This window comes from Inquilinus sp. Marseille-Q2685, from assembly GCF_916619195.1.
Taxonomy (GTDB): domain Bacteria; phylum Pseudomonadota; class Alphaproteobacteria; order DSM-16000; family Inquilinaceae; genus Inquilinus.
The window spans coordinates 311,776-333,119 of the sequence record NZ_CAKAKL010000001.1 but is presented as its reverse complement, the minus strand read 5'-3'; the positions used below and the strand labels follow the sequence as shown (position 1 = coordinate 333,119).

Below are 21,344 nucleotides of genomic sequence, written 5' to 3'. Positions count from 1 at the left end.
TGGACCAAGCCACATGCAGCGCCCGGAATGTCGTTGCGCAGTGCACAAAAGTCAAGGCTGTCGCGGCTTTGCATTCCTGCCCTGCATGACGGCTCAGAAAATTTCATTCGGATTTGCCGATCGTCGGCCGCAGCCATCGATTTTCCTTGCTGCCGACGCCGGGCCGCGGGACCGTGGCGGCATGAACGTCACGCTGCGCCAGATCGCGTATTTCACCGCGGTGGCCGAGGCCGGCTCGGTCTCGGGCGGCGCCGCGGCGGTCGGCATCTCGCAATCGGCGATCACCGACGCGCTGAAGGCGCTGGAGGAGCAGACCGGCGCCCGGCTGTTCGAGCGCCATGCCCGCGGCGTGATCCTGACCTATCCCGGCCACCAGTTCCTGCGCCACGCCCGCACCATCCTGGCGGCTGTGGCCGACGCCCAGAACGCGCTGCGGACCCTGCCCGAGGCGGTGCAGGGCACGCTGCCGCTCGGCGTCACCGCCATGGTCTCGGGCTATTTCCTGGCCGATCTCCTCGCCCGGTTCCGGCGGGTGTTCCCGAACGTCACGGTCGAGGTGATCGAGGAAGAGCGGACCTATATCGAGCACCTGATGATCAACGGCGAGATCGCGGTCGCGGTGATGATCGTCTCGACCCTGGACAACCGCGACGCGCTGGAGAGCGAGATCCTGGTCCGCTCCGAGAGCCGGCTGTGGCTGCCGCCCGACCACCGCTTCATGGGGCGCGAGGCGATCCCGCTGGCCGAGATCGTCGACGAGCCGCTGATCGCGCTGGCGGTGGACGAGATCGTCGAGGCCAGCGACCTGTTCTGGCGGGCCGCCGGCCTGATCCCGAAGCGGGTGCTGCGCACGGCGTCGGTCGAGGCGGTGCGCAGCCTCGTGGCGACCGGCGCCGGCGTCGCCATCCTGCCCGACATGGCCTACCGCCCCTGGTCGCTGGAGGGCGACCGGATCGAGGCCCGGCCGATCGGCGATCCGCTGCCGACCCTCGATGTCGGCGTGGTGTGGCGCCGCGGCTCGCCGCTTTCGCCCCAGGCCGAGACCTTCATCCAGGTGGCGCGCACCCACCCGGCGCCGCGCCTCCGGTCGCTGTAGCTGCGTCTCAGTCGGCCAACCCCATCATGAAAGCGATCGCCACGTTCAGCCGCGCGACGTCGGCAGGCGACAACTGACCGATTCTCCGGCCGATACGCTCGCGCCGCACCGTCACCGGCTTGTCCGCCATGATCTGGGATCGGATGCGCAGACCATTTTCCGGCCCGGGTTCGATCGTGATCCGGAAGTCAGGCGCGTCGGCAATATCGGACGTCATCTGACAGACGATCACCGAAGCATGCTCAGACGGGAACGCATCGGACTGCACGATCACCGCGGGCCGCGGCTTTCCGTAATCGCCCGATGCGGCGACCGTCACGACATCACCGCGACGCATCGTCGTCGAATTCGGAGACGGTTTCGATCCATGCCAGGGCGTCGTCCTCTGCGGCCTGATCGAGAGCCGCCACCTGCTTGGCGACGCGCTTCCGGACGAGAGCCGTCCGGGCATCGGGGACGCTCAGCCTGACATCGCGGAGCCCGCGCGACCGGCGCCGTTCGCGCATCGCCTTCATCCGTTCCGCCGCCGTCATCGCGACCTCCGTCGTTGTCACGCGTGACGCACTGTAACGCGTGACAATGGAGAGCGCCAGGGAACTTGATGCGAAGGAGCAGACAGCGCCATCGGTTTCTCCGATAGCAAAACAGGATATTTCATATTTCTCGGCGTTCCGGCAACGGACCTAGCATTCTCCGCAACAACACAACAGGGAGATCGAGATGGGATCGCAGCTTCGCCGGATGCTCGCCCTGGGCAGTGCCCTGGTGTTCGGCGCCACCACTCTGGCCGGCGCCGCGCCGCCGACCGAGATCGGGCCGGGGGAAGGCCAGGTCGATATCGTCGCCTGGGCCGGCTACATCGAGCGCGGCGAGACCGACAAGGCCTATGACTGGGTCACCGGCTTCGAGAAGGAGACCGGCTGCAAGGTCAACGTCAAGACCGCCGGCACCTCGGACGAGATGGTGGCGCTGATGAACGAGGGCGGCTTCGACCTCGTCACCGCCTCCGGCGACGCCAGCCTGCGCCTGATCTACGGAAAGCGGGTGCAGGAGATCAACACCGAGCTGATCCCCGGCTGGAAGACCATCGACCCGAGGCTGCAGAACGCGCCCTGGTTCACCGTCGACGGCAAGCATTACGGCGTGCCCTACCAGTGGGGCCCGAACGTGCTGGCCTACAACACCGAGGTGTTCAAGGAGCCGCCGAAGAGCTGGAGCGTGGTGTTCGAGCCGACCACCCTGCCCGACGGCAAGCCGAACAAGGGCCGCATTGAGGCCTATGACGGGCCGATCTACATCGCCGACGCGGCGCTGTACCTGATGAAGGCGAAGCCCGAGCTCGGCATCAAGGACCCGTACCAGCTGAACGAGGAGCAGTACAAGGCGGCGCTGGACCTGCTGCGCGGGCAGCGGCAGCTGGTGATGCGCTACTGGCACGACGCCATGGCTCAGGTCGACGACTTCGTCAACGAGGGCGTCGTCGCCTCCTCGACCTGGCCGTTCCAGGTCAACCTGCTGAAGTCGCAGAACAAGCCGGTGGCCAGCGTGATCCCCGAGGAAGGGGCGACCGGCTGGGCCGACACCACCATGCTGCATGTCGACGCGGCGCATCCGAACTGCGCCTACAAATGGCTGCAGCACTCGCTGAACCCGAAGCTGCAAGGCGACCTCGCCGCCTGGTTCGGGTCGGTGCCGGTGGTGCCCGACGCGTGCAAGGGCAACGAGCTGCTCGGCGCCGAGGGCTGCAAGACCAACGGCTTCGACAACTTCGAGAAGATCCACTTCTGGACCACGCCGCGCCAGCAATGCGCCGCGCATCCGGAAGGCTGCGTGCCCTATCTGCGCTGGACCACGGACTACATCGCTATCCTGGGCGGGCGGTAGGCCGCGCCCACCCCCTCACCCTCCCGGCCCTCACGGGCCGGGCCCCTCCCTCTCCCCGAGGAGAGGGATCGGATCTCGGCTCCTTCACCTCTCCTTGGGGAGAGGTCGAAATCGCGCAGCGATTTCGGGTGAGGGGGTGACCGGCCCGGCCGCTTCATTTCCGCCTCTCATCAAGGCACGGTTCCCATGACCGACCGCAGCACTGCCGTCCGCTTCGACCATGTCAGCCGCCACTTCGGGTCGGTGCGGGCGGTGGACGATGTCAGCTTCGAGATCCGCGACGGCGAGTTCTTCTCCATGCTCGGGCCTTCCGGCTCCGGCAAGACCACCTGCCTGCGCCTGATCGCAGGTTTCGAGCAGCCGACCGCCGGCCGCCTGCTGCTGCACGGAAGCGACGTCTCGACCACCCCGCCCTATGACCGCGACGTCAACACCGTGTTCCAGGACTACGCCCTGTTTCCCCATATGAGCGTCTGGGAGAACGTGGCCTACGGCCTGATGATCCGGCGCGTGCCGAAGGCGGAGCGGCGGCGCCGGGCCGAGGAGATGCTGGCCATGGTCAAGCTCGGCGACTTCGCCGGGCGGCGGCCGGCCCAGCTGTCGGGCGGGCAGCGCCAGCGGGTCGCCCTGGCCCGCGCTTTGGTCAACCGCCCCTCGGTGCTGCTGCTGGACGAGCCGCTCGGCGCCCTCGACCTCAAGCTGCGCGAGGCGATGCAGGAGGAGCTGAAGGCGCTGCAGCGCCAGGTCGGCATCACCTTCGTCTACGTCACCCACGACCAGGGCGAGGCGCTGGCGATGAGCGATCGGGTGGCGGTGTTCAACCGCGGCCGGGTCGAGCAGATCGACACGCCCAGCGCGATCTACGACCGGCCGGCCACCGCCTTCGTCGCCGGCTTCGTCGGCGCCTCCAACATGGTCGACGCGGCCACCGCCGGGAAGCTGATGGGCCAGGCCCGGCCATTCGCGCTCAGGCCCGAGCGCATCCGGATCCTCGGCGACGGACAGCCGGCGCCGGCCGACGCGGTCGAGGTGGCCGGGACAGTGCACGGCGTCAGCTTCCTCGGCGCCACCACCCGCTACCGCGTGGCGTTGGCCCCCGGCGGCGCGGTCGACGTGGTCGAATCCAATCTCGACGCCGGGCCCAAAGCCCCTGGCCGGGCGGTGCGGCTGGCCTGGCGGCGCGCCCGCGCCCACCCGCTGGCGGAGATCGCAGCGTGACCATGGCGGCCACCCTCCCCGCCCCCGCCGCGGACGGCTTCGGCCGGCGCGCGGCGCGGCTGCTGTACTGCAACGGCTGGCTGCTGCTGATCCTGCTGCTGACGCCGCCGCTGCTGTGGCTCGGCGTGGTCTATCTCGGCTCGCTCTTCGCCCTGCTGCTGCAGAGCTTCTATTCGGTCGACGGCTTCACCGGGATGGTCGTCCCGGAATTCACCCTGTCGACCTATGCCGACCTGCTGACCGCCGCCAACATGGACGTGGTGCTGCGCACCGCGGTGATGGCCACCGCCGTGACCATCCTGTGCGCGCTGATCGGCTTCCCGATCGCCTATTACGCGGCGCGCTACGCCCGCGGCCGGGCCAAGGCCGCCTTCTACATCGCGATCATGCTGCCGCTGTGGTCCAGCTACCTGGTCAAGGTCTATGCCTGGAAGCTGATCCTGGCGCGCGAGGGCGTGGTCACCTGGCTGGCCGCCCAGCTGCACCTGACCTGGCTCTTGGACGGCATCCTGGCCCTGCCGGTGGTCGGCGGCCCGTCGCTGTCCAGCGCCTATCTCGGCACCGCCGTGGTCTTCGTCTACATCTGGCTGCCCTACATGATCCTGCCGGTGCAGGCGGCGCTGGAGCGGGTGCCGCGGTCGCTGACCGAGGCCTCGGCCGATCTCGGCGCCCGGCCGGCCCAGACCTTCCGCACCGTGATCCTGCCGCTGGCCTTTCCCGGCGTGGCCGCGGGATCGATCTTCACCTTCTCGCTGACCCTCGGCGACTACATCATCCCCGGCATCATCGGCTCCTCCCGCCCCTTCATCGGCCAGGTGGTGCTGCAGCTGCAGGGCACCGCCGGCAACGTGCCGCTGGCCGCCGCCTTCACCGTGGTGCCGATCCTGATCATGGCCGTGTACCTGACGGCGGCGAAACGCCTGGGGGCCTTCGATGCGCTCTGACGGAAAGGCCACGGCCGGGACCGGCGCGCCGCTCGGCCTGCGGCTGATGGCCCTCGGCGGCATCCTGTTCCTGCATATGCCGCTGCTGTTCATCCTGCTCTACGCCTTCTCCAGCGACGAGAAGACCTTCCAGTTCCCGCCGCCCGGCCTGACCCTGCACTGGTTTAGCGTCGCCTGGCTGGACCGGCCGGACATCTGGGCGGCCCTTTGGCTGTCGGTGAAGGTGGCGGCGATGGCGACGGCGGTCGCGATCGTGCTGGGCACCTGCGCGGCCGCCGCGGTCTGGCGCAGCCGGTTCTTCGGGCGGGAGTCGCTGTCGCTGCTGATCATCCTGCCGATCGCCCTGCCCGGCATCATCACCGGCATCGCCCTGCGCTCGGCCTATTCGCTGATGGAGATCCCGTTCAGCTTCTGGACCATCGTCATCGGCCACGCCACCTTCTGCATCGTCGTCGTCTACAACAACGTGCTGGCCCGGTTCCGGCGCACCTCCGGCTCGCTGATCGAGGCGTCGATGGATCTCGGCGCCGACGGGTTCCAGACCTTCCGCCACGTGGTGCTGCCGAACATCGCCACGGCCCTCCTGGCCGGCGGCATGCTGGCCTTCGCGCTCAGCTTCGACGAGGTCATCGTCACCACCTTCACCGCCGGGCAGCAGCAGACGCTGCCGATCTGGATGCTGTCCGAGCTGATCAAGCCGCGGCAGCGGCCGGTGACCAATGTGGTGGCGATCATCGTCATCGTCGTGACGTTCCTGCCGATCCTCGGCGCCTATTACCTCACCCGCGACACCCACGATTTCTCCGGCACCGGCAAGTAAGGGAGACAGTTCATGGACATCGAGCTTCTGATCGACGGCGCCTTCGCGAAGGGCGAAGGCCAGGCCGAGCAGGTGCTGAACCCGGCGACCGGCAAGCTGATCGTCGAGGTGCCGGAAACGTCCCAGGCCCAGCTCAACGCAGCCGTGGCCGCCGCCGCCCGCGCCTTCGAAAGCTGGTCGCTGACCACCCCGGCCCAGCGCGCCGGGCACCTGCTGAAGCTGGCCGACGCGATCGAGCGCGAGGCCGAGGCCTTCGCCCGGCTGGAATCGCTGAACTGCGGCAAGCCCTATGCCCGGGTGCTGGAAGACGAGATGCCGGCGATCATCGACACCTTCCGCTTCTTCGCCGGCGCCACGCGCTGCCTGACCGGCTCGGCCGCGGGCGAATACGTCGCCAACCACACCAGCATGATCCGGCGCGACCCGATCGGCGTGGTCGGGTCGATCGCGCCCTGGAACTATCCGCTGATGATGCTGGCCTGGAAGGTCGCCCCGGCCCTGGCCGCCGGCAACACCGTGGTGATGAAGCCGTCCGAGCAGACCCCGCTGACTGCGCTGAAGCTGGCCCGCGCTTTGGCCGAGATCTTCCCGAAGGGGGTGATCAACATCGTCGCCGGCCGCGGCGAGACCGTGGGATCCGCCCTCACCAGCCATCCGCAGGTGCGGATGGTGTCGCTGACCGGCGACATCGCCACCGGCCAGAAGGTGCTGCAGGCGGCGGCGAAGAGCCTGAAGCGCACCCATCTCGAGCTCGGCGGCAAGGCGCCGGTTCTGGTGTTCGACGACGCCGATCTCGACGCCGTGGTGGCGGGCGTGCGCGCCGGCGGCTTCTACAATGCCGGGCAGGACTGCACCGCCGCCTGCCGCGTCTATGCCGGGCCGAAGATCTACGACCGGCTGGTGGCCGACCTGGCCGGCGCGGTCGCCAGCCTGAAATACGGCGCGCCCGACGACGCCGCGACCGAGCTGGGACCGCTGATCAGTGAGCGCCAGCGCGACCGGGTGGCCAGCTTCGTCGAGCGCGCGGCGGCGCAGAAGCACACCGAGATCGTCACCGGCGGCGGCAAGGCCGAGGGCGGCGGCTTCTTCTTCAAGCCGACCCTGGTGGCCGGCGCGCTGCAGAGCGACGAGATCGTGCGCAAGGAGGTGTTCGGACCGGTGGTCTCGGTCACCCGCTTCGACGACCCGGATGCCGCCATCGCCTGGGCGAACGACAGCGACTACGGCCTCGCCTCCTCGGTCTGGACGTCCAACGTGAAGACGGCGCTGAAGGCCTCGGCCCGGCTGCAGTACGGCTGCGTCTGGGTGAACGCGCATTTCACCCTGACCACCGAGATGCCGCATGGCGGGCTGAAGATGTCCGGCTACGGCAAGGACATGTCGATGTATGGGCTGGAGGACTACACCGTCGTCCGCCACGTGATGCTGAATTTCGGATAAAGCGGGCGGGTCCACCCCCATGGACCCGCCCTCCCCTACACCACCGCCACCCGGATCTCCCCACCCCGTCGACATGGCCGACCATCTCGTCGCCGCGGACCACCGCCCCGACCCCGGCCGGCGTGCCGGAGAAGATCAGGTCGCCGGGCTGGAGCTCGAACAGGCCGGAGAGGTAGGAGATCATCTCCGGCACCTTCCAGATCATCTGGTTCAGGTCGCCCTCCTGCCGCCGCTGGCCGTTGACGTCGAGCCAGACGGTGCCGGCGGCGGGATGGCCGATCTCCGCCACCGTGCGGATCGGGCCGCAGGGCGCCGAATGCTCGAAGGCCTTGCCGACCTCCCAGGGCCGGCCGAGCTTTTTGGCCTCGCCCTGCAGGTCGCGCCGGGTCATGTCGAGCCCGACGGCGTAGCCGTAAACATGGTCGAGCGCCTTCTCGACCGGGATGTCGCGGCCGCCCGACTTGAGCGCCACCACCATCTCGACCTCGTGATGCACGTCCGAGGTCGCCGGCGGATAAGGGAAGCGGCCGTCGGTTCGCAGGTTGGACGGGTTCTTCTGGAAGAAGAAGGGCGGCTCGCGGTCCGGGTCGTGCCCCATCTCCACCGCATGCGCCGCATAGTTGCGGCCAACACAATAGACGCGGTGCACCGGGAACAGCCGGCCGGTGCCGAGCACGGGCAGCGCCGGAACGGGAGGCGGCGTGATGACGAATTCCCCAATCTCGTTGATCGTCCCGGGCGAGGCCATGGTCATGACTGTCGTACTCCTGCGTAATAGGCGATGCGGTGCTCGAGCCGGGAGACCAGCCCGGAGAGGAGAAGCGCGAAGGCGAAGAGGACCAGGGTCAGGGCCCAGAACTCGGCCATCAGGAAGTTGCGGGAATAGAGCTCGAACAGAGCGCCGAAGCCGATGATCGACACCAGCAGCTGCCCGACCACCACGCCCTTGACGCCGCGGATCAGCCCGACCCGGATGCCGGCCAGGATCTCCGGCAATGCCGCCAGCAGCAGGATCCGGCTGGCCGTCTGCCAGCGCGTCGCGCCGAAGGAGCGCGCCATCTCCACCAGCGACGGCGGCACGTGCCGGATGCCGGCGCGGGTGTCGAGCGCGATGATCCAGACGGCGAACAGGAAGACCGTGACCACAACCGTCGCCGTGCCCATGCCGAACAGCAGCATGATCACCGGCACCAGGGCCGAGAGCGGCGCACTGACGAACAGGTTCACCCACATGCCGGCGAACTGGTCGACCGCAGTGAAGCGCCCCATCAGTGCCCCGAGCGGTACGCCGACGGCGATGGCCAGCGCCATGCCGAGGACGAAGCTGACGACCGTGATCAGCGCGGCGTCGACGAAGCTTTGCGTCGGCACCACGGTGAACAGCGCCGCGACCACTTCGGAGAAAGGCGGGAACAGCAGGACCAGGTCCAGCCGGCCCACCACCTCCCAGGCCAGGGCCCAGAGGAGCAGCGACGCCATCATCGGGATGCGGTGGCCGAAGACGGTCATGGCGCCCTACTCCACATAGCGCCGCAGGCCGCGCCAGATGTCCTCGACCGTGTCGATATAGGCGGAGTCGCGGCGGATCTCGTCGGGCGTGCCCTGGCGCGGGATCTCCGGCACCACGATCTCCGACACCCGGCCGGGCCGCGGCGACAGGAGGACGATGCGGTCGGAGAGGTAGACCGCCTCCTCGATCGAATGGGTGACGACGATGAAGGTCTTGCGCTCCTCGCGGCACAGCGCCAGCAGGTCCTCCTGGAACTTGCGGCGGGTCTGCTCGTCGACGGCGCTGAACGGCTCGTCCATCAGCAGCACCTCGGCGTCGACCGCCAGCGCCCGGGCCAGGCCGACGCGCTGGCGCATGCCGCCGGACAGCTGGTGCGGATAGCGGTTCTCGAAGCCGGCGAGGCCGACCCGGGCGATGTGCCGGCGCGCCGTCTCCTCGCGCTCGGCCCGGGCCACGCCCTTCAGCTCCAGCCCGAAGGCGACGTTGCGCAGCACCGTGGCCCAGGGCATCAGGGCGAAGTCCTGGAACACGAAGGCGCGGTCCGGCCCCGGCCCGGCCACGGCGCGGCCGCGGACCAGCACCTCGCCCGCGGTCGGCTCCATCAGCCCGGCGATGATCTTCAGGAGCGTGGTCTTGCCGCAGCCGGACGGGCCCAGGAGGCTGGTCAGCTCGCCCTCGCGGAAGGCCAGAGAGATGCCGTCGAGGGCCACGACCTGGGTGCCATAGCGCTTGACGATGCCGCGGACCTCGACCGCGGGCTCGGCCGGTTCCGCCACGACCTGATCGCGGGGCAATGGCATGGCGGCGCTGCTCTTGCTCATGGCTGTCCTCGCTTTTCCGGCCGGAACAGGGCGACCTCGAGCCGCTGCAGCGCCCCCACGGTCACCGCGGCGAAGAGGATGATGGAGGCGATGGTCGCGTACATCTCCGGATAGTCGGCGACCGAGCGGTGATAGGTGATCAGGTCGCCGATCCCGGTCGGGGTGATCAGCAGCTCGGCCAGGACCACGCCGATGAAGCCGGCCGATATGCCGAGCCTGAGGCCGGCGAAGATCATCGGGCTGGCGTCCGGGATCACGATCTTGCGCACGATCTGCCGCCGGGTGGCCATGAAGGACCGGGCCATGTCGGCCAGCGACGGCCCGACATGACGCACCGCCTGGTAGCTGTTCAGCACGATCACCGGCAGGGCCAGCATCACCACGGCGATGACCTTGGCGGTCAGGCCGATGCCGTAGACGAAGGTGGTCAGCGGGATCAGCGCCGCCATCGGCGCCGCCTGCATGACGATGAAGATCGGCGCCCCGGCCCATTCCAGGCTGCGGTTCAGCCCCATGGCGACGCCGCAGCCAACCCCGGCGACGGCGGAGATCACGAGGCCCAGCAACAGCGGCTGCAGCGTGTCGAGATAGGCTGTCGCCAGGCTGCCGTCGGCCAGCAGCCGCCAGAAGGCCGCGGCGGTGGCGCTGAAGGACGGCAGCGCGTAGTTGACCGGGATGCGGCCCGCGATTTCCCACCCGCCGCACAGCACGACGACGGAGGCGAGGCGCCAGAACAGCGGGTCGGCAGCCAGGGCGGTAAGGACGCTGCCCCTCCGCTCGGCTTCGGCGACGGCGGCGCCCGTCATTTCCGGCCGACCTTCTCCAGCGCCTTGTTCAGCGGCGCGAAGGTCCAGAAATCCTCGACCTTGAGCGTGGCGGGGTCGCCCTGCAGCTGGCCGGCGACGGCGTAGAAGGCGAAATCGTCCTTCACCGCCGCCTCGTCGCCGCCGTTCAGCGGATACATCCCGGCGGCCACGGCGTCCTGGTAGAACGGCACGACCTCGGGCTCGAGCTCGGCCGGCAGATCAGCCAGCAGCTTGTGGGTCTTGCGCAAGTCGCCGACGACGGCCGGGTTGGCGGCGATCTCGCGCCAGGTGTTCAGCAGCTCCTCGGCCAGGATTCCGGCGGCCTCGGCGTTGGTCTCCAGGAATTCGGTGTTGGCGAACAGCGCCTCGTCGGTGGCCTGGACGTCGCCGACCTCCAGCAGCTTGAACTTGCCGCCGCCCTTCTCCTGCAGCAGGCGCCAGCCGGCGGCGTCGACGATCGTCGCCTTCACCGCGCCCTGCAGCAGGGCGCCGGTGCGGACCTCCGATCCCGGCACGTAGCTGACCTTGCCGTATTTGATGCCGTTGCGCTGGGCCATCAGCATCATGATCGCCTCGGTGCCGGAGCCGCGGGAATGCACCGCCACCTCCTGGCCGTCCAGGTCCTTCCAGTCCTGGTAGAACTCGGTGTTCACCACCGGGTAGAAGCGCAGCGTGCTCATCTGGAAGAACAGCCGGATCGGCGCGCCGACCTTCTGCAGCAGCGCGTAGGGCGTGCCGACGCCGATATCGGCCTGGCCGCTGACCACGGCCTGGGCGGCGATGTCCTCGGATTTGAAGAAGGTCAGCTCGATCGGGACGCCGCGGGCGCGGGTGCGCTCGATCGCGATCAGGAAGTTCAGGCTCTCGACCGACGGGATGTCGCCGAAGGCGACCCGGACCGGATCCGCCGCCCTGGCGGACAGCGGCATCGCCAGCAGCAGGGCGAACAGGATTGCGGCGCGGCGGGTGACTCGGGTGGCAAGGCACGGCATGGCTCTCTCCTCCCTCGAACCGGCGGGCTTGCGCGCCCGCGCTTTGACCAATTCCCGAATTATTCTTTAACCAATTTACCATTGGTTAGCAGCTGGCGGATTTCCGGTCAATCCTCAGCTTGACCGCACCGGCCGAAACTGGGTAAGCCTAAACCAATATGGAAATTGGTTTGACCATGTCGCTCGATCACGACCAGGGCCAAGGCGCCCTCACCCAGCTCCGCGCCTATCTGGCCCAGCAGGCCCTGCCGTCCGACGGAAGGCTGCCGCCCGAGCGCGAGCTGTGCGAGACGCTCGGCATCTCCCGCGGCGAGCTGCGCAAGGGCCTCGCGGCGCTGGAGGCAGACGGCCAGATCTGGCGCCATGTCGGCAAGGGCACCTTCCTCGGCTCGCGTCCGATCGAGGAGGTCGACGACGCCGCCGCGATCGCGTCCCGCACCTCCCCCGCCGCGGTGATGCGGGCGCGCCTTCTGGTCGAGCCGCAGATCGCGCAGGAGGCGGCGCTGCACGCCTCGGCCGAGGATCTGCGCAAGATGCGCGTGGTGATCGCCAAGACCCGCACCGCGGAGAGCTGGCGGCAATACGAGACGCTGGACAACCAGTTGCACCGCCTGATCGCCGAGGCGACCCGGAACACGGTTCTGGTGGCGCTGTTCGATCTCCTGAACACGGTGCGGCGGACGGTGGTCTGGGGCCGGCTGCGCGCCGACATCCCCCGGCCGCCGGCCGACCATCACAGCTTCGCCGAGCACGACGCCATCGTCGAGGCGATCGCCGAGCGCGACCTGGAGGCTGCCGGGCGGGCCATGCGCCGGCATCTGCGGTCGGTCGAACGCAAGCTGCTTGAAGCGCATCACGACGATTGAGTAGAGACTGGCGGGCCACGGTCCGGATCCTGCCCTTGCCTCAGACCATCACCATCATCGGCGGCGGCCCCGCCGGGCTGATTGCCGCGCAGCGCCTGGCCGAGGCCGGGCGGCGCGTCACCGTCTACGACCGCATGCCGACGGTCGGGCGGAAGTTCCTGATGGCCGGGCGCGGCGGGCTGAACCTGACCCATTCCGAGCCGCTCGACCGCTTCGTCGCCCGCTACGGCGCGGCCCAGGGCTGGATGGAGCCGCTGGTCCGCGCCTTCACGCCCGACGACCTGCGGGCCTGGAGCCTGGATCTCGGCGTCCCGACCTTCGTCGGCTCCAGCGGCCGGGTGTTCCCGGAGAGCCTGAAAGCCTCTCCCCTGCTCCGCGCCTGGCTGGGCCGGCTGGCGCAGCTCGGCGTCGAGGTCCGCAACCGGCACGACTGGACCGGCCTGACCACCGGCAACCGGCCGGTGCTGCGCGGGCCGGATGGGGAGTTCGAGGCGAAGGCCGACGCCACCATCCTGGCCTTGGGCGGCGCCAGCTGGCCGCGGCTCGGCGGCGACGGCGGCTGGGTGCCGGTCCTGGCGGCGCGCGGCGTCGCCGTCGCGCCGCTGCTTCCGGCCAATGCCGGAGTCGAGATCGCCTGGTCGCCGCAGCTGCGCGACCGCTTCGCCGGCACCCCCTTGAAGCGCATCGCCCTGACCTTCGCCGGCCGCACCGTGCGCGGCGAGGCCATGATCGCCGCCACCGGCCTGGAGGGCGGCGCCGTCTACGCGCTGGGGGCCGGGCTGCGCGAGGCGATCGCGCGCGACGGCGGCGCGGTGCTGGCGCTCGATCTCCGTCCCGACATGACGGCGGCGGAGATCGCCGACCGGCTGGCGCGCGCGGGCAGCAGCGACAGCGCCCCGAACCGGCTGCGCCGCGCCCTGTCGCTGACCGGCCCGGCCTATTCCCTGCTGCGCGAGGGCTTCGCGCCCGAGGCGCTGGCGACGCCGGAGGCCCTGGCCGCCGCAATCAAGGCGGTCCCGCTGCGGGTCACCGGTCTGAGGCCGCTCGACCGCGCCATCTCCACCGCCGGCGGCATCCGTCTCGACGCCCTGACCCCGGCGCTGGAGCTGAAGGCCCTGCCCGGCGTCTTCGCCTGCGGCGAGATGCTGGACTGGGAGGCGCCGACCGGCGGCTACCTGCTGCAGGGCTGCTTCGCGACCGGCGTCGCCGCCGCCCGCGGGGTGCTGGGCCGTCCCTGACCCCTCGACAGGACCGCATCCGCCTCTCTACCGTGGCGCTCCGAAGCTCGTGGGAGACAGCGCCATGACCGATCCCGTCCTGACCGAAGCCAAGGGATCGGTCCTGACCATCCGGCTGAACCGGCCGGAGAAGAAGAATGCCATCAGCCTCGCCATGTACGAGGCGATGACCGCCGCGCTGAAGGCGGCGGCCGAGGACCCGGCGGCGCGCGTCGCGGTGATCCGCGGCGGCGAGGATTTCTCGGCCGGCAACGACATCGCCGACTTCCTGGCGGCCGGCGGCGAATCCGGGCTGACGCCGATCGTCGACTTCCTCGACGCCCTCTCCACCTTCCCGAAGCCGCTGGTGGCCGGGGTGCGTGGCGCCGCGATCGGCATCGGCACCACCCTGCTGCTGCATTGCGACGTGGTGCTGGCCTCGGCGACCGCCCGGTTCCAGCTGCCATTCATCCAGCTCGGCCTGGTGCCGGAGGCCGCGTCCTCGCTGCTGCTGCCGGCCGCTGTCGGCCGGCTGAAGGCGTCCTGGTGGCTCCTGACCGGCGAGGGCTTCGACGCCGACGCCGCCTTCGCTGCCGGGCTGATCACCAAGCTGGTGGCCGACGAGACGCTGGACGCCGAGCTCGATGCCGCCGCCGCCCACCTCGCAGCCCTGCCTCCGGCCGCGCTCCGCCAGACCAAGGCGCTGCTGCGCGGACCGCAGGAGGCGGCGGTGCGCGAGGCCATGACCCGCGAGGTCGAAGCTTTCGGCGCCCAGCTGAAATCCGCCGAAGCTCGAGAGGCCTTCACCGCCTTCCTGGAGAAGCGGAAGCCGGATTTCAGCCGGTTCGGGTGACCAATACCCCTGAGGCTTGATCTCTTCGTCATCGCGAGCCGGCGAAGCCGGCGTGGCGATCCAGGGGCCGGGACCACTGGATGGCCACGCCCCTTCGGGGCTCGCCATGACGGTGTATCGGCGACTACAGCAGCCCGCGCTTCACCAGGCTGGCCATCAGCGCCCGAGCGCCGAAGGTCCAGGGCGCGATCTTGTCGCTGTGGTTCACCCGATTGACCAGCGTGCCCAGGCTCGGGGTCGAGATGGTGACGATGTCGCCGATCTTGTGGGTGAAGCCCATGCCCGGCGCGTCGCGGTCGTCGGTCGGCGCGAACATGGTGCCGAGGAACAGCACCGCCCCGTCCGGATACTGGTGGTTCGGACCCAGCATCTGGCCGGCGAGGTCGAGCGGGTCGCGGCTGATCTTGGAGATCGAGCTGTGGCCCTGGAGCGTGTAGCCCTCCGGCCCGTGCACCGCCATCGACAGGTCGGCCTTGCGGATGTCGTCGATGCCGAAGCCGCCGTCGAACAGCCGGATGAAGGGGCCGATGGCGCAGGAGGCGTTGTTGTCCTTGGCCTTGCCGAGCAGGAGCGCGCTGCGGCCCTCGAGGTCGCGCAGGTTGACGTCGTTGCCGAGCGTCGCACCGACGACCTTGCCGCTCGGCGCCACCACCAGAACCACCTCGGGCTCCGGGTTGTTCCAGGTCGAGACCGGGTGGATGCCGATCTCGGCGCCGAGGCCGACCGAGGACATCGGCTGGCTCTTGGTGAAGATCTCGGCGTCCGGGCCGATGCCGACCTCGAGATACTGCGACCAGGCATTCTGCGACAGCAGCACGTCCTTGATCCGCTGCGCGTCGGCCGAGCCGGGGCGCACCGCGGCCAGGTCGTCGCCGATGATCGAGACGATGCGCTGACGGATGGCGTCGGCCTTGGTGGCGTCTCCGCGCGCCTGCTCCTCGATCACCCGCTCCAGCATCGAGGCGACGAAGGTGACGCCCGCCGCCTTCACCGCCTGCAGGTCGACCGGCGCCAGCGGCCAGGGCTTCGACGGATCGCGCGTGGTCTCGTCGGCATTGGCCAGCAGGTCGGCGACGCTGCACACGACCGCGCCGTCGGCCTTGGCGAGCGCAGCCGGATCGGCGGCCGAGATCAGGTCGGAGATGGTCGGCGCGGCCTTGGTGATGTCGATCACCTGGCCGTTGCGCAGCGCCACCACCGCCGGCCCTTCGACCTGCGGCAGCCAGACCCGGCCGACCAGGGTGGCGCGGTCGGCATCTGCCGGCAGGCAGGCCGCGACCGAGATGTACTCCTTCATGGGTGTCCCTTCCCGCTTCTCTTCTCGTCCGGCGTTCCCGCCGTCACATCACCGCCCCGATCTGCCAGGGCACGAACTCGTTGTCGCCGAAGCCCTGGGCCTCGCTCTTGGTCTGCTCGCCCGAGGCGACGGCCAGGAATTTCTCGAAGATCCGGCGGCCGGCCTGCTCGATGGTCTCGTCGCCGTCGATGATGGTGCCGCAGTTGATGTCCATGTCTTCCTCCATGTGCCGGTACATGGTGGAGTTGGTGGCGACCTTGATGCAGGGCGCCGGCTTGAAGCCGGAGACCGAGCCGCGGCCGGTGGTGAAGCAGACGATCTGCGCGCCGCCTGCCACCTGGCCGGTGGCCGAGGCCGGGTCGTAGCCGGGCGTGTCCATGAACACGAAGCCCTTGGCCGTCATCTGCTCGGCGTATTTGTAGACCTCGACCAGGTTGGTGGTGCCACCCTTGGCCGCGGCGCCCAGCGACTTCTCCAGGATCGTGGTCAGGCCGCCGCGCTTGTTGCCGGGCGACGGGTTGTTGTTCATCTCGCCGCCGTTGCGGGCGGTGTAGCCTTCCCACCACTTGATCCGGGCGATCAGCTTCTCGCCGACCTGCCGGTTGACTGCGCGGCGGGTCAGGAGGTGCTCGGCGCCGTAGATTTCCGGCGTCTCCGACAGCACGGCGCTGCCGCCGTGGCGGACCAGAAGGTCGACGGCGGCGCCCAGCGCCGGATTGGCCGAGATGCCGGAATAGCCGTCGGAGCCTCCGCATTGCAGCGCCACCATCAGCTCGCTGGCCGGCACGGTCTCGCGCCGCGCCTTGTCCGCCTCGGGCAGCATCTCCATCACCCTGGCGATGCAGTGGTCGACCGTCTTGCGAGTGCCGCCGAGGTTCTGGATGTTCATGGTCTGGAACAGCGGCCCACGCTCGATCTGGTAGGCGTCGAGCAGGAAATCGATCTGGTTGACCTCGCAGCCCAGCCCGATCATCAGCACGCCCGCGAAGTTCGGGTTGCGAGCATAGCCCCAGAGGGTTCGCTGCAGGTTGTCGTAGCCTTCGCCCGAATCCGCCATGCCGCAGCCGGTCGAATGGGTGATTGCGACCACGCCGTCGACGTTCGGGAACTGCTCCAGCACGCCGGAGCGTTCGAAATGCGCGGCGATCATCCGGCTGGTGGTGGCCGAGCAGTTCACCGAGGACAGGATGCCGATGTAGTTGCGGGTGCCGACCCGGCCATTGGCCCGGCGGTAACCTTGGAAGGTGGCGCGCTCGGCCTCCGGCACGTAGTCGGTCGGCTTGGCGTCGGCGCAGAAGGCGTAGTCGCGCTCGAAATCGCCCATGGCGCAGTTGTGGACATGGACATGCTCGCCGGTGCCGATCGCCTCGGTGGCGAAGCCGATGATCTGGTTGTAGCGGCGGATCGGCTCGCCCTGCGCGATCGGCCGGGTCGCCATCTTGTGGCCGGCCGGGATGTGGCCGGCGGTGGTGACGCCTTCCTCGGGGATCGGCGTGCCCGGCGTGATGTCGGCGCGGGCGAGGACGACGTTGTCGTCGCGGTTCAGGCGGATGAAGAGGCTGGGGCTGGGCATCGGTTTCGCACGCGTTCTTGGGCTTGCCTGGCGGATCTTGGGCGGCCGCTACTTTACGTCGGACTTTTGGACCGCGCCATCCTCCTGAAGAGATGGGAACGGCATCGGCCGGAAGGGATGGTCCGGTCGGTTCATTCGGTCTGATGAATTGACGATAAGGGGAGATCAGCGCAACATCATGCCGAATGAAATGTCGGACGAGTTTGAATCGTTCGCGGGCAACAGACCCATTCAGGGAGGACCGGATGCTGCTTCACCGTTTCGCCGCGGTCGCCGCGGCTGTCATTCTCTCCACCGCGGCCCTGACGGCGCCCGCGGCCGCCGCGCCGAAGACCGTGGACGGGCCGGGCTATCTGCCCCAATGCTTCGCGCCCTGGAGCAAAGACACCAAGTTCTTCAAATGGGACGCGCGGCCGGGGCCGTACCGCATCGCGCTGGTCAACGGCTTCGTCGGCAACATCTGGCGCATCCAGATGATCCAGACCGCCAAGGCCTATGCCGCCCTGCCGGACGTCGCCAAGGACATCAAGGAGTTCAAGGTCGTCTCCACCGGCACCGACGCCGCGGCACAGCTGGGCGCGATCGAGGACTTCATCAACCAGGGCTTCGACGCCATCATCACCATCGCGGTCAGCCCGACCGGCTTCGACCGGGTGATCAAGCTGGCCAACCGCAAGAACGTCGTGCTGGTCCCGTTCGACAACGTCCTCGACACAACCGAGGTGATGCAGATCAACGAGGACCAGACCGAGATGGGCGTGATGTCGGCCAAATTCCTGATCGACCACATCCCCAACGGCGGCAAGATCCTCGAGGTGCGCGGCCTGCCCGGCAACTCGGTCGACCGCGACCGGCACGAGGGCTTCCAGAAGACAATGAAGGACTCGGGCAAGGCCTTCGAGATCGTCGAGGTGGTCGGCAACTGGGCACCGGGCGATTCGCAGAAGGCCACGGCCGACGCACTGGCGGTGCACGGCCATTTCGACGGCATCTTCACCCAGGGCGGGTCAAACGGCACGGTGCAGGCGCTGATCGACGCCAAGCATCCCTTCGTGCCGATGGCCGGCGAGGGCGAGAACCTGTTCCGCCAGCAGATCGCCCAATACCAGGACAAGGGGCTGAAAGGCCTGTCCTACGGCCAGTCCCCGGCCCTCGTCGCCATCGCCACCAAGGCGGCGATCGCCGCGCTGAAGGGCGAGACGATGCCGCAGATGGTGTCGATCCCGATCCCGGTCGCGGACTACAAGACGCTGAAGGACGGCGAGAACTACTGGTCGAACCTGACAGTCGACTTCTTCGCGCCGAACGCATTCGAACCCTGCGGCATCACCTTCACGGCACCGCAGATCATGGCCCAGAACGCCGAGAACAAGTAAGCGCGGTGGCGTCGGCAATGACCGTCGCCGCGGACACGCCACCGCTGGTGCGCCTGACCGGGGTCAGCAAGCATTACGGCGGCGTGCACGCGCTGCGCGAGGTGGAGTTCGCGGCCCGGGCCGGGTCGATCCACGGGGTCCTGGGCGAGAACGGGGCCGGCAAGAGCACGCTGATCAAGATCATCGCCGGGGTGGTCCAGCCCAGCGCCGGCGAGATGCTGATCGACGGGCGGCCGGCCAGCTTCGCCTCGCCGCAGGCGGCGAACGCGGCCGGCGTCGTCTGCGTGTTCCAGGAGCTGTCGCTGCTGCCGGATCTGTCGGTGGCGGACAACATCTGCATCACGCGACCGCCCCGGCGCCTCGGCCTGATCGACCGCAAGGCCCAGAGGCGGCGGGCGGAGGAACTGCTGGCCCGGATCGGCTGCGCCGACATCGACCCGCGGCTTCCGGTCAAGGCCCTCCCCCTGTCGCGCCGGCAGATGGTCGAGATCGCCAAGGCGCTGGGGCGCGACCCGCGCCTGCTGATTCTCGACGAGGCGACCTCGGCCCTGACCGCGGCGGATGTCGAGAAGGTCTATGCTCTGCTGCACCAGCTGCGCCGGGAGGGGCTGGGGATCCTCTACATCTCCCACCGCATGCCGGAGATCAAGGCGCTGTGCGATACCTGCTCGGTGTTCCGCAACGGCCGGCACATCGACACCTTCCCGGCCGGAACGCGGACCGACGACGAGGTGGTGCGGATGCTGATCGGCCGCGAGATCCACAACGCCTATCCGCCCAAGCCGGTCCGGACCGGGGCGCCGCCGCCGGTGCTGGAGATCCGCGGCCTGCGCTGGGGCCAGCGCCTGGCCGATATCTCGCTGACCGTCGGCCACGGCGAGATTGTCGGCCTCGGCGGGCTGGACGGCCAGGGGCAGCGCGAGCTGCTGCTGGCCCTGTTCGGCGTGCTGCGCGGGGTCGAGGGCAGCGTGCTGGTCGACGGCCGGCCGGTGCGGATCGGCAGCCCGAGCAAGGCCAAGAGTGCCGGCATCCGCATGGCGCTGATCCCGGAGGACCGCAAGACCGAGGGGCTGCTGCTGCCGATGTCGGTCGGCGAGAACATCACCCTGGCGGCGCTGGGCGGCATGGCCAGGAGCGGCGTCATCGACCGCAAGCGCGAAAGCGACAGCATCGCCCGCATGGTCGAGGCGCTGCGGATCAAGATCGGCTCGGCCGACGCGGCCGTCGGCACCCTGTCCGGCGGCAACCAACAGAAGGTGGCGATCGCCAGATGGCTGCTGACCGAAGCCCGCATCGTGCTGCTGAACGACCCCACCCGCGGCATCGATGTCGGCACCAAGCAGGAGATCTACCAGCTGCTGCACGACCTCGCGGCCGCCGGCACCTCAATCCTGTTCTATTCGACCGACTATGACGAGCTGATCGGCTGCTGCGACCGGGTGCTGATCCTTTACGGCGGCCGGGTGATCCGGACGCTGGAGGGCGACGCGATCACCGAGACCAACATCGTGGCCAGCGCCCTCAACCTCGAGACCAACGGCCGGGCGGCGGAGGCGGTGCCGGCATGACCACCCTCCTCCGCATGTCACGCCAAGGCGGCCTGCTGCTGGCCATTACCCTGTTCGTGCTGTTCTACGGCCTCTACTCCTACCAGCATCCGCGCGGCGGCAGCGCCGACCTGATCGTCCAGAACGCCAACGAGACCTTCACCTTGGCGCTGGTGGCGATGGCCCAGACCGTGCCGGTGCTGCTGGGCGGGCTGGACCTGTCCGTCGGCCCGCTGATGACGATGGTGAACTGTCTGGCGTCGCATCTGCTGACCGGCAGCGGCTGGGACCTGGCGCTGGGCATCCTGCTGTGCCTCTGCGCCGGGCTGCTGGCCGGGTTCATCAACGGGGCCCTGGTCGTGTATGGCCGGATCCAGCCGATCATCGCGACCCTGGCCACCGGCGCGGTGCTGATCGGCATCGCCCTGTTCCTGCGGCCGACGCCCGGCGGCGCAGTCGACAGCGACCTGTCCTGGGCCGCCACCAACACGCTGTTCGACGTGGCCGACACCTATGGCTGGTGGGGCGGCGACCTGCCGGGCTGGTTCCAGGCGATCCAGTCCATCCCGGTGCCGGTGATCCTGATCGTGCTGGTGGTGCTGCTGGTCTGGCTGCCGTTCAAGAACTCGGTGACCGGGCGCGGCTGCTACGCCATCGGGTCGTCCGAGCAGGCGGCCTTCATGTCCGGCGTCGCCATCGACCGGTCGAAGCTGGCCGCCTTCACCCTGGCCGGGCTGTTTGCCGCGATCGCCGGGATCTACCTGGCGCTGCAGACCGGCAGCGGCAATGCCGACATGCCGATGGCCGGCGCCTACACCCTCAATTCGATCGCCGCGGTGGTGATCGGCGGCACGTCGCTGTTCGGCGGGTCGGGCGGCGCCGTCGCCTCGATCATCGGCGTGATGGTGCTGCGCGCCATCTCTTTCTGCTTCCGCGTGGTACCGGAGGACAGCCTTGTCGGCTTCCTGGCCAACCCGCTGCTGCAGCCGCTGTTCGAGGGCATCATCCTGCTGGCCGCGGTCTCGCTGGGCGCCGCCCGGGTGTTCACGGTCAGGAACCGCCTGCAGCTGTTCGGGTAGCGGAG

Annotated in this window: 20 protein-coding genes and 1 pseudogene; 12 read left to right on the top strand and 9 right to left on the bottom strand. The window is 69.2% G+C overall.

Going from position 1 to position 21,344, the window contains the following annotated elements:
- Positions 1 to 181: 181 nt before the first annotated feature.
- Entirely contained in the window at positions 182 to 1,096 is a 915-nt protein-coding gene (locus tag LG391_RS01570) for a LysR family transcriptional regulator (RefSeq protein ID WP_225765305.1), read from the top strand.
- Positions 1,097 to 1,103: 7 nt separating this feature from the next.
- Here the strand turns inward: LG391_RS01570 and LG391_RS01565 are convergent, their stop codons facing one another.
- Together LG391_RS01565 and LG391_RS01560 are read right to left on the bottom strand one after the other, a co-directional pair.
- Entirely contained in the window at positions 1,104 to 1,415 is a 312-nt protein-coding gene (locus tag LG391_RS01565) for a type II toxin-antitoxin system PemK/MazF family toxin (protein WP_255646353.1), read from the bottom strand.
- Positions 1,416 to 1,419: 4 nt separating this feature from the next.
- Complete coding sequence (locus tag LG391_RS01560; protein WP_225765301.1) at positions 1,420 to 1,629, bottom strand: antitoxin MazE-like protein; 210 nt, start codon at positions 1,627 to 1,629, stop codon at positions 1,420 to 1,422.
- A gap of 187 nt (positions 1,630 to 1,816) precedes the next feature.
- Between LG391_RS01560 and LG391_RS01555 the strand changes: the two genes are divergently transcribed.
- The 5 genes from LG391_RS01555 (at position 1,817) to LG391_RS01535 (ending at position 7,402) form a co-directional block, all read left to right on the top strand.
- Positions 1,817 to 2,980 carry an ABC transporter substrate-binding protein gene (locus tag LG391_RS01555; RefSeq protein WP_225765299.1) on the top strand — a complete coding sequence of 388 codons (1,164 nt, stop codon included), beginning with the start codon at positions 1,817 to 1,819 and terminating at the stop codon, positions 2,978 to 2,980.
- A 186-nt stretch (positions 2,981 to 3,166) separates the two neighbouring features.
- Positions 3,167 to 4,198: an ABC transporter ATP-binding protein gene (locus tag LG391_RS01550; RefSeq protein WP_225765288.1), complete on the top strand. Its 1,032-nt coding sequence runs from the start codon at positions 3,167 to 3,169 to the stop codon at positions 4,196 to 4,198.
- A 2-nt stretch (positions 4,199 to 4,200) separates the two neighbouring features.
- Positions 4,201 to 5,142, top strand: coding sequence for an ABC transporter permease (locus LG391_RS01545; RefSeq protein WP_225765286.1), 942 nt, complete (start codon positions 4,201 to 4,203; stop codon positions 5,140 to 5,142).
- Positions 5,132 to 5,962, top strand: a complete 831-nt coding sequence (locus LG391_RS01540) for an ABC transporter permease (RefSeq protein ID WP_225765284.1) — start codon at positions 5,132 to 5,134, stop codon at positions 5,960 to 5,962. Before LG391_RS01545 ends, LG391_RS01540 begins: the two co-directional genes overlap by 11 nt.
- Before the next feature lie 12 nt (positions 5,963 to 5,974).
- Positions 5,975 to 7,402, top strand: a complete 1,428-nt coding sequence (locus LG391_RS01535) for a gamma-aminobutyraldehyde dehydrogenase (RefSeq protein ID WP_225765282.1) — start codon at positions 5,975 to 5,977, stop codon at positions 7,400 to 7,402.
- A gap of 58 nt (positions 7,403 to 7,460) precedes the next feature.
- Here the strand turns inward: LG391_RS01535 and LG391_RS01530 are convergent.
- The 5 genes and pseudogenes from LG391_RS01530 to LG391_RS01510 form a co-directional block, all read right to left on the bottom strand.
- Positions 7,461 to 8,150 (bottom strand): annotated as a pseudogene (locus tag LG391_RS01530) (fumarylacetoacetate hydrolase family protein); the annotation flags it as partial.
- A gap of 2 nt (positions 8,151 to 8,152) precedes the next feature.
- Positions 8,153 to 8,911: an ABC transporter permease gene (locus LG391_RS01525; protein ID WP_225765280.1), complete on the bottom strand. Its 759-nt coding sequence runs from the start codon at positions 8,909 to 8,911 to the stop codon at positions 8,153 to 8,155.
- A 6-nt stretch (positions 8,912 to 8,917) separates the two neighbouring features.
- On the bottom strand, positions 8,918 to 9,733 hold the full coding sequence (locus LG391_RS01520; RefSeq protein WP_225765278.1) for an ABC transporter ATP-binding protein: 816 nt from the start codon (positions 9,731 to 9,733) through the stop codon (positions 8,918 to 8,920).
- Positions 9,730 to 10,539, bottom strand: a complete 810-nt coding sequence (locus LG391_RS01515) for an ABC transporter permease (protein ID WP_225765276.1) — start codon at positions 10,537 to 10,539, stop codon at positions 9,730 to 9,732. Before LG391_RS01515 ends, LG391_RS01520 begins: the two co-directional genes overlap by 4 nt.
- Positions 10,536 to 11,531 carry an ABC transporter substrate-binding protein gene (locus tag LG391_RS01510; protein ID WP_225765266.1) on the bottom strand — a complete coding sequence of 332 codons (996 nt, stop codon included), beginning with the start codon at positions 11,529 to 11,531 and terminating at the stop codon, positions 10,536 to 10,538. The genes LG391_RS01515 and LG391_RS01510 overlap by 4 nt, the downstream gene beginning before the upstream one ends.
- 176 nt (positions 11,532 to 11,707) lie before the next feature.
- Between LG391_RS01510 and LG391_RS01505 the strand changes: the two genes are divergently transcribed.
- The 3 genes from LG391_RS01505 (at position 11,708) to LG391_RS01495 (ending at position 14,467) form a co-directional block, all read left to right on the top strand.
- Positions 11,708 to 12,397 (top strand): FadR/GntR family transcriptional regulator, encoded by a 690-nt coding sequence (locus LG391_RS01505; RefSeq protein WP_225765256.1) that lies wholly within the window; start codon positions 11,708 to 11,710, stop codon positions 12,395 to 12,397.
- A gap of 35 nt (positions 12,398 to 12,432) precedes the next feature.
- On the top strand, positions 12,433 to 13,635 hold the full coding sequence (locus tag LG391_RS01500; protein ID WP_225765254.1) for a TIGR03862 family flavoprotein: 1,203 nt from the start codon (positions 12,433 to 12,435) through the stop codon (positions 13,633 to 13,635).
- A 64-nt stretch (positions 13,636 to 13,699) separates the two neighbouring features.
- Positions 13,700 to 14,467: an enoyl-CoA hydratase-related protein gene (locus LG391_RS01495; RefSeq protein WP_225765252.1), complete on the top strand. Its 768-nt coding sequence runs from the start codon at positions 13,700 to 13,702 to the stop codon at positions 14,465 to 14,467.
- 124 nt (positions 14,468 to 14,591) lie between these two features.
- On the opposite strand, the gene LG391_RS01490 is transcribed toward LG391_RS01495, so the two are convergent.
- Both LG391_RS01490 and LG391_RS01485 read right to left on the bottom strand, forming a co-directional pair.
- Positions 14,592 to 15,764 (bottom strand): fumarylacetoacetate hydrolase family protein, encoded by a 1,173-nt coding sequence (locus tag LG391_RS01490; protein WP_225765250.1) that lies wholly within the window; start codon positions 15,762 to 15,764, stop codon positions 14,592 to 14,594.
- 43 nt (positions 15,765 to 15,807) lie between these two features.
- Positions 15,808 to 17,337: a UxaA family hydrolase gene (locus tag LG391_RS01485; protein WP_225765248.1), complete on the bottom strand. Its 1,530-nt coding sequence runs from the start codon at positions 17,335 to 17,337 to the stop codon at positions 15,808 to 15,810.
- A 245-nt stretch (positions 17,338 to 17,582) separates the two neighbouring features.
- On the opposite strand from LG391_RS01485, the gene LG391_RS01480 reads away from it, so the two are divergent.
- Genes LG391_RS01480 through LG391_RS01470 form a run of 3 tightly spaced genes read left to right on the top strand, consistent with a single transcriptional unit; the run spans position 17,583 to position 21,339 of the window.
- Positions 17,583 to 18,713, top strand: a complete 1,131-nt coding sequence (locus tag LG391_RS01480) for a sugar ABC transporter substrate-binding protein (RefSeq protein ID WP_225765246.1) — start codon at positions 17,583 to 17,585, stop codon at positions 18,711 to 18,713.
- 17 nt (positions 18,714 to 18,730) lie between these two features.
- A complete protein-coding gene (locus LG391_RS01475) occupies positions 18,731 to 20,281 on the top strand; it encodes a sugar ABC transporter ATP-binding protein (RefSeq protein ID WP_225765226.1) in 1,551 nt (516 codons plus the stop codon).
- A complete protein-coding gene (locus LG391_RS01470) occupies positions 20,278 to 21,339 on the top strand; it encodes an ABC transporter permease (RefSeq protein WP_225765216.1) in 1,062 nt (353 codons plus the stop codon). The genes LG391_RS01475 and LG391_RS01470 overlap by 4 nt, the downstream gene beginning before the upstream one ends.
- Positions 21,340 to 21,344 lie beyond the last annotated feature (5 nt).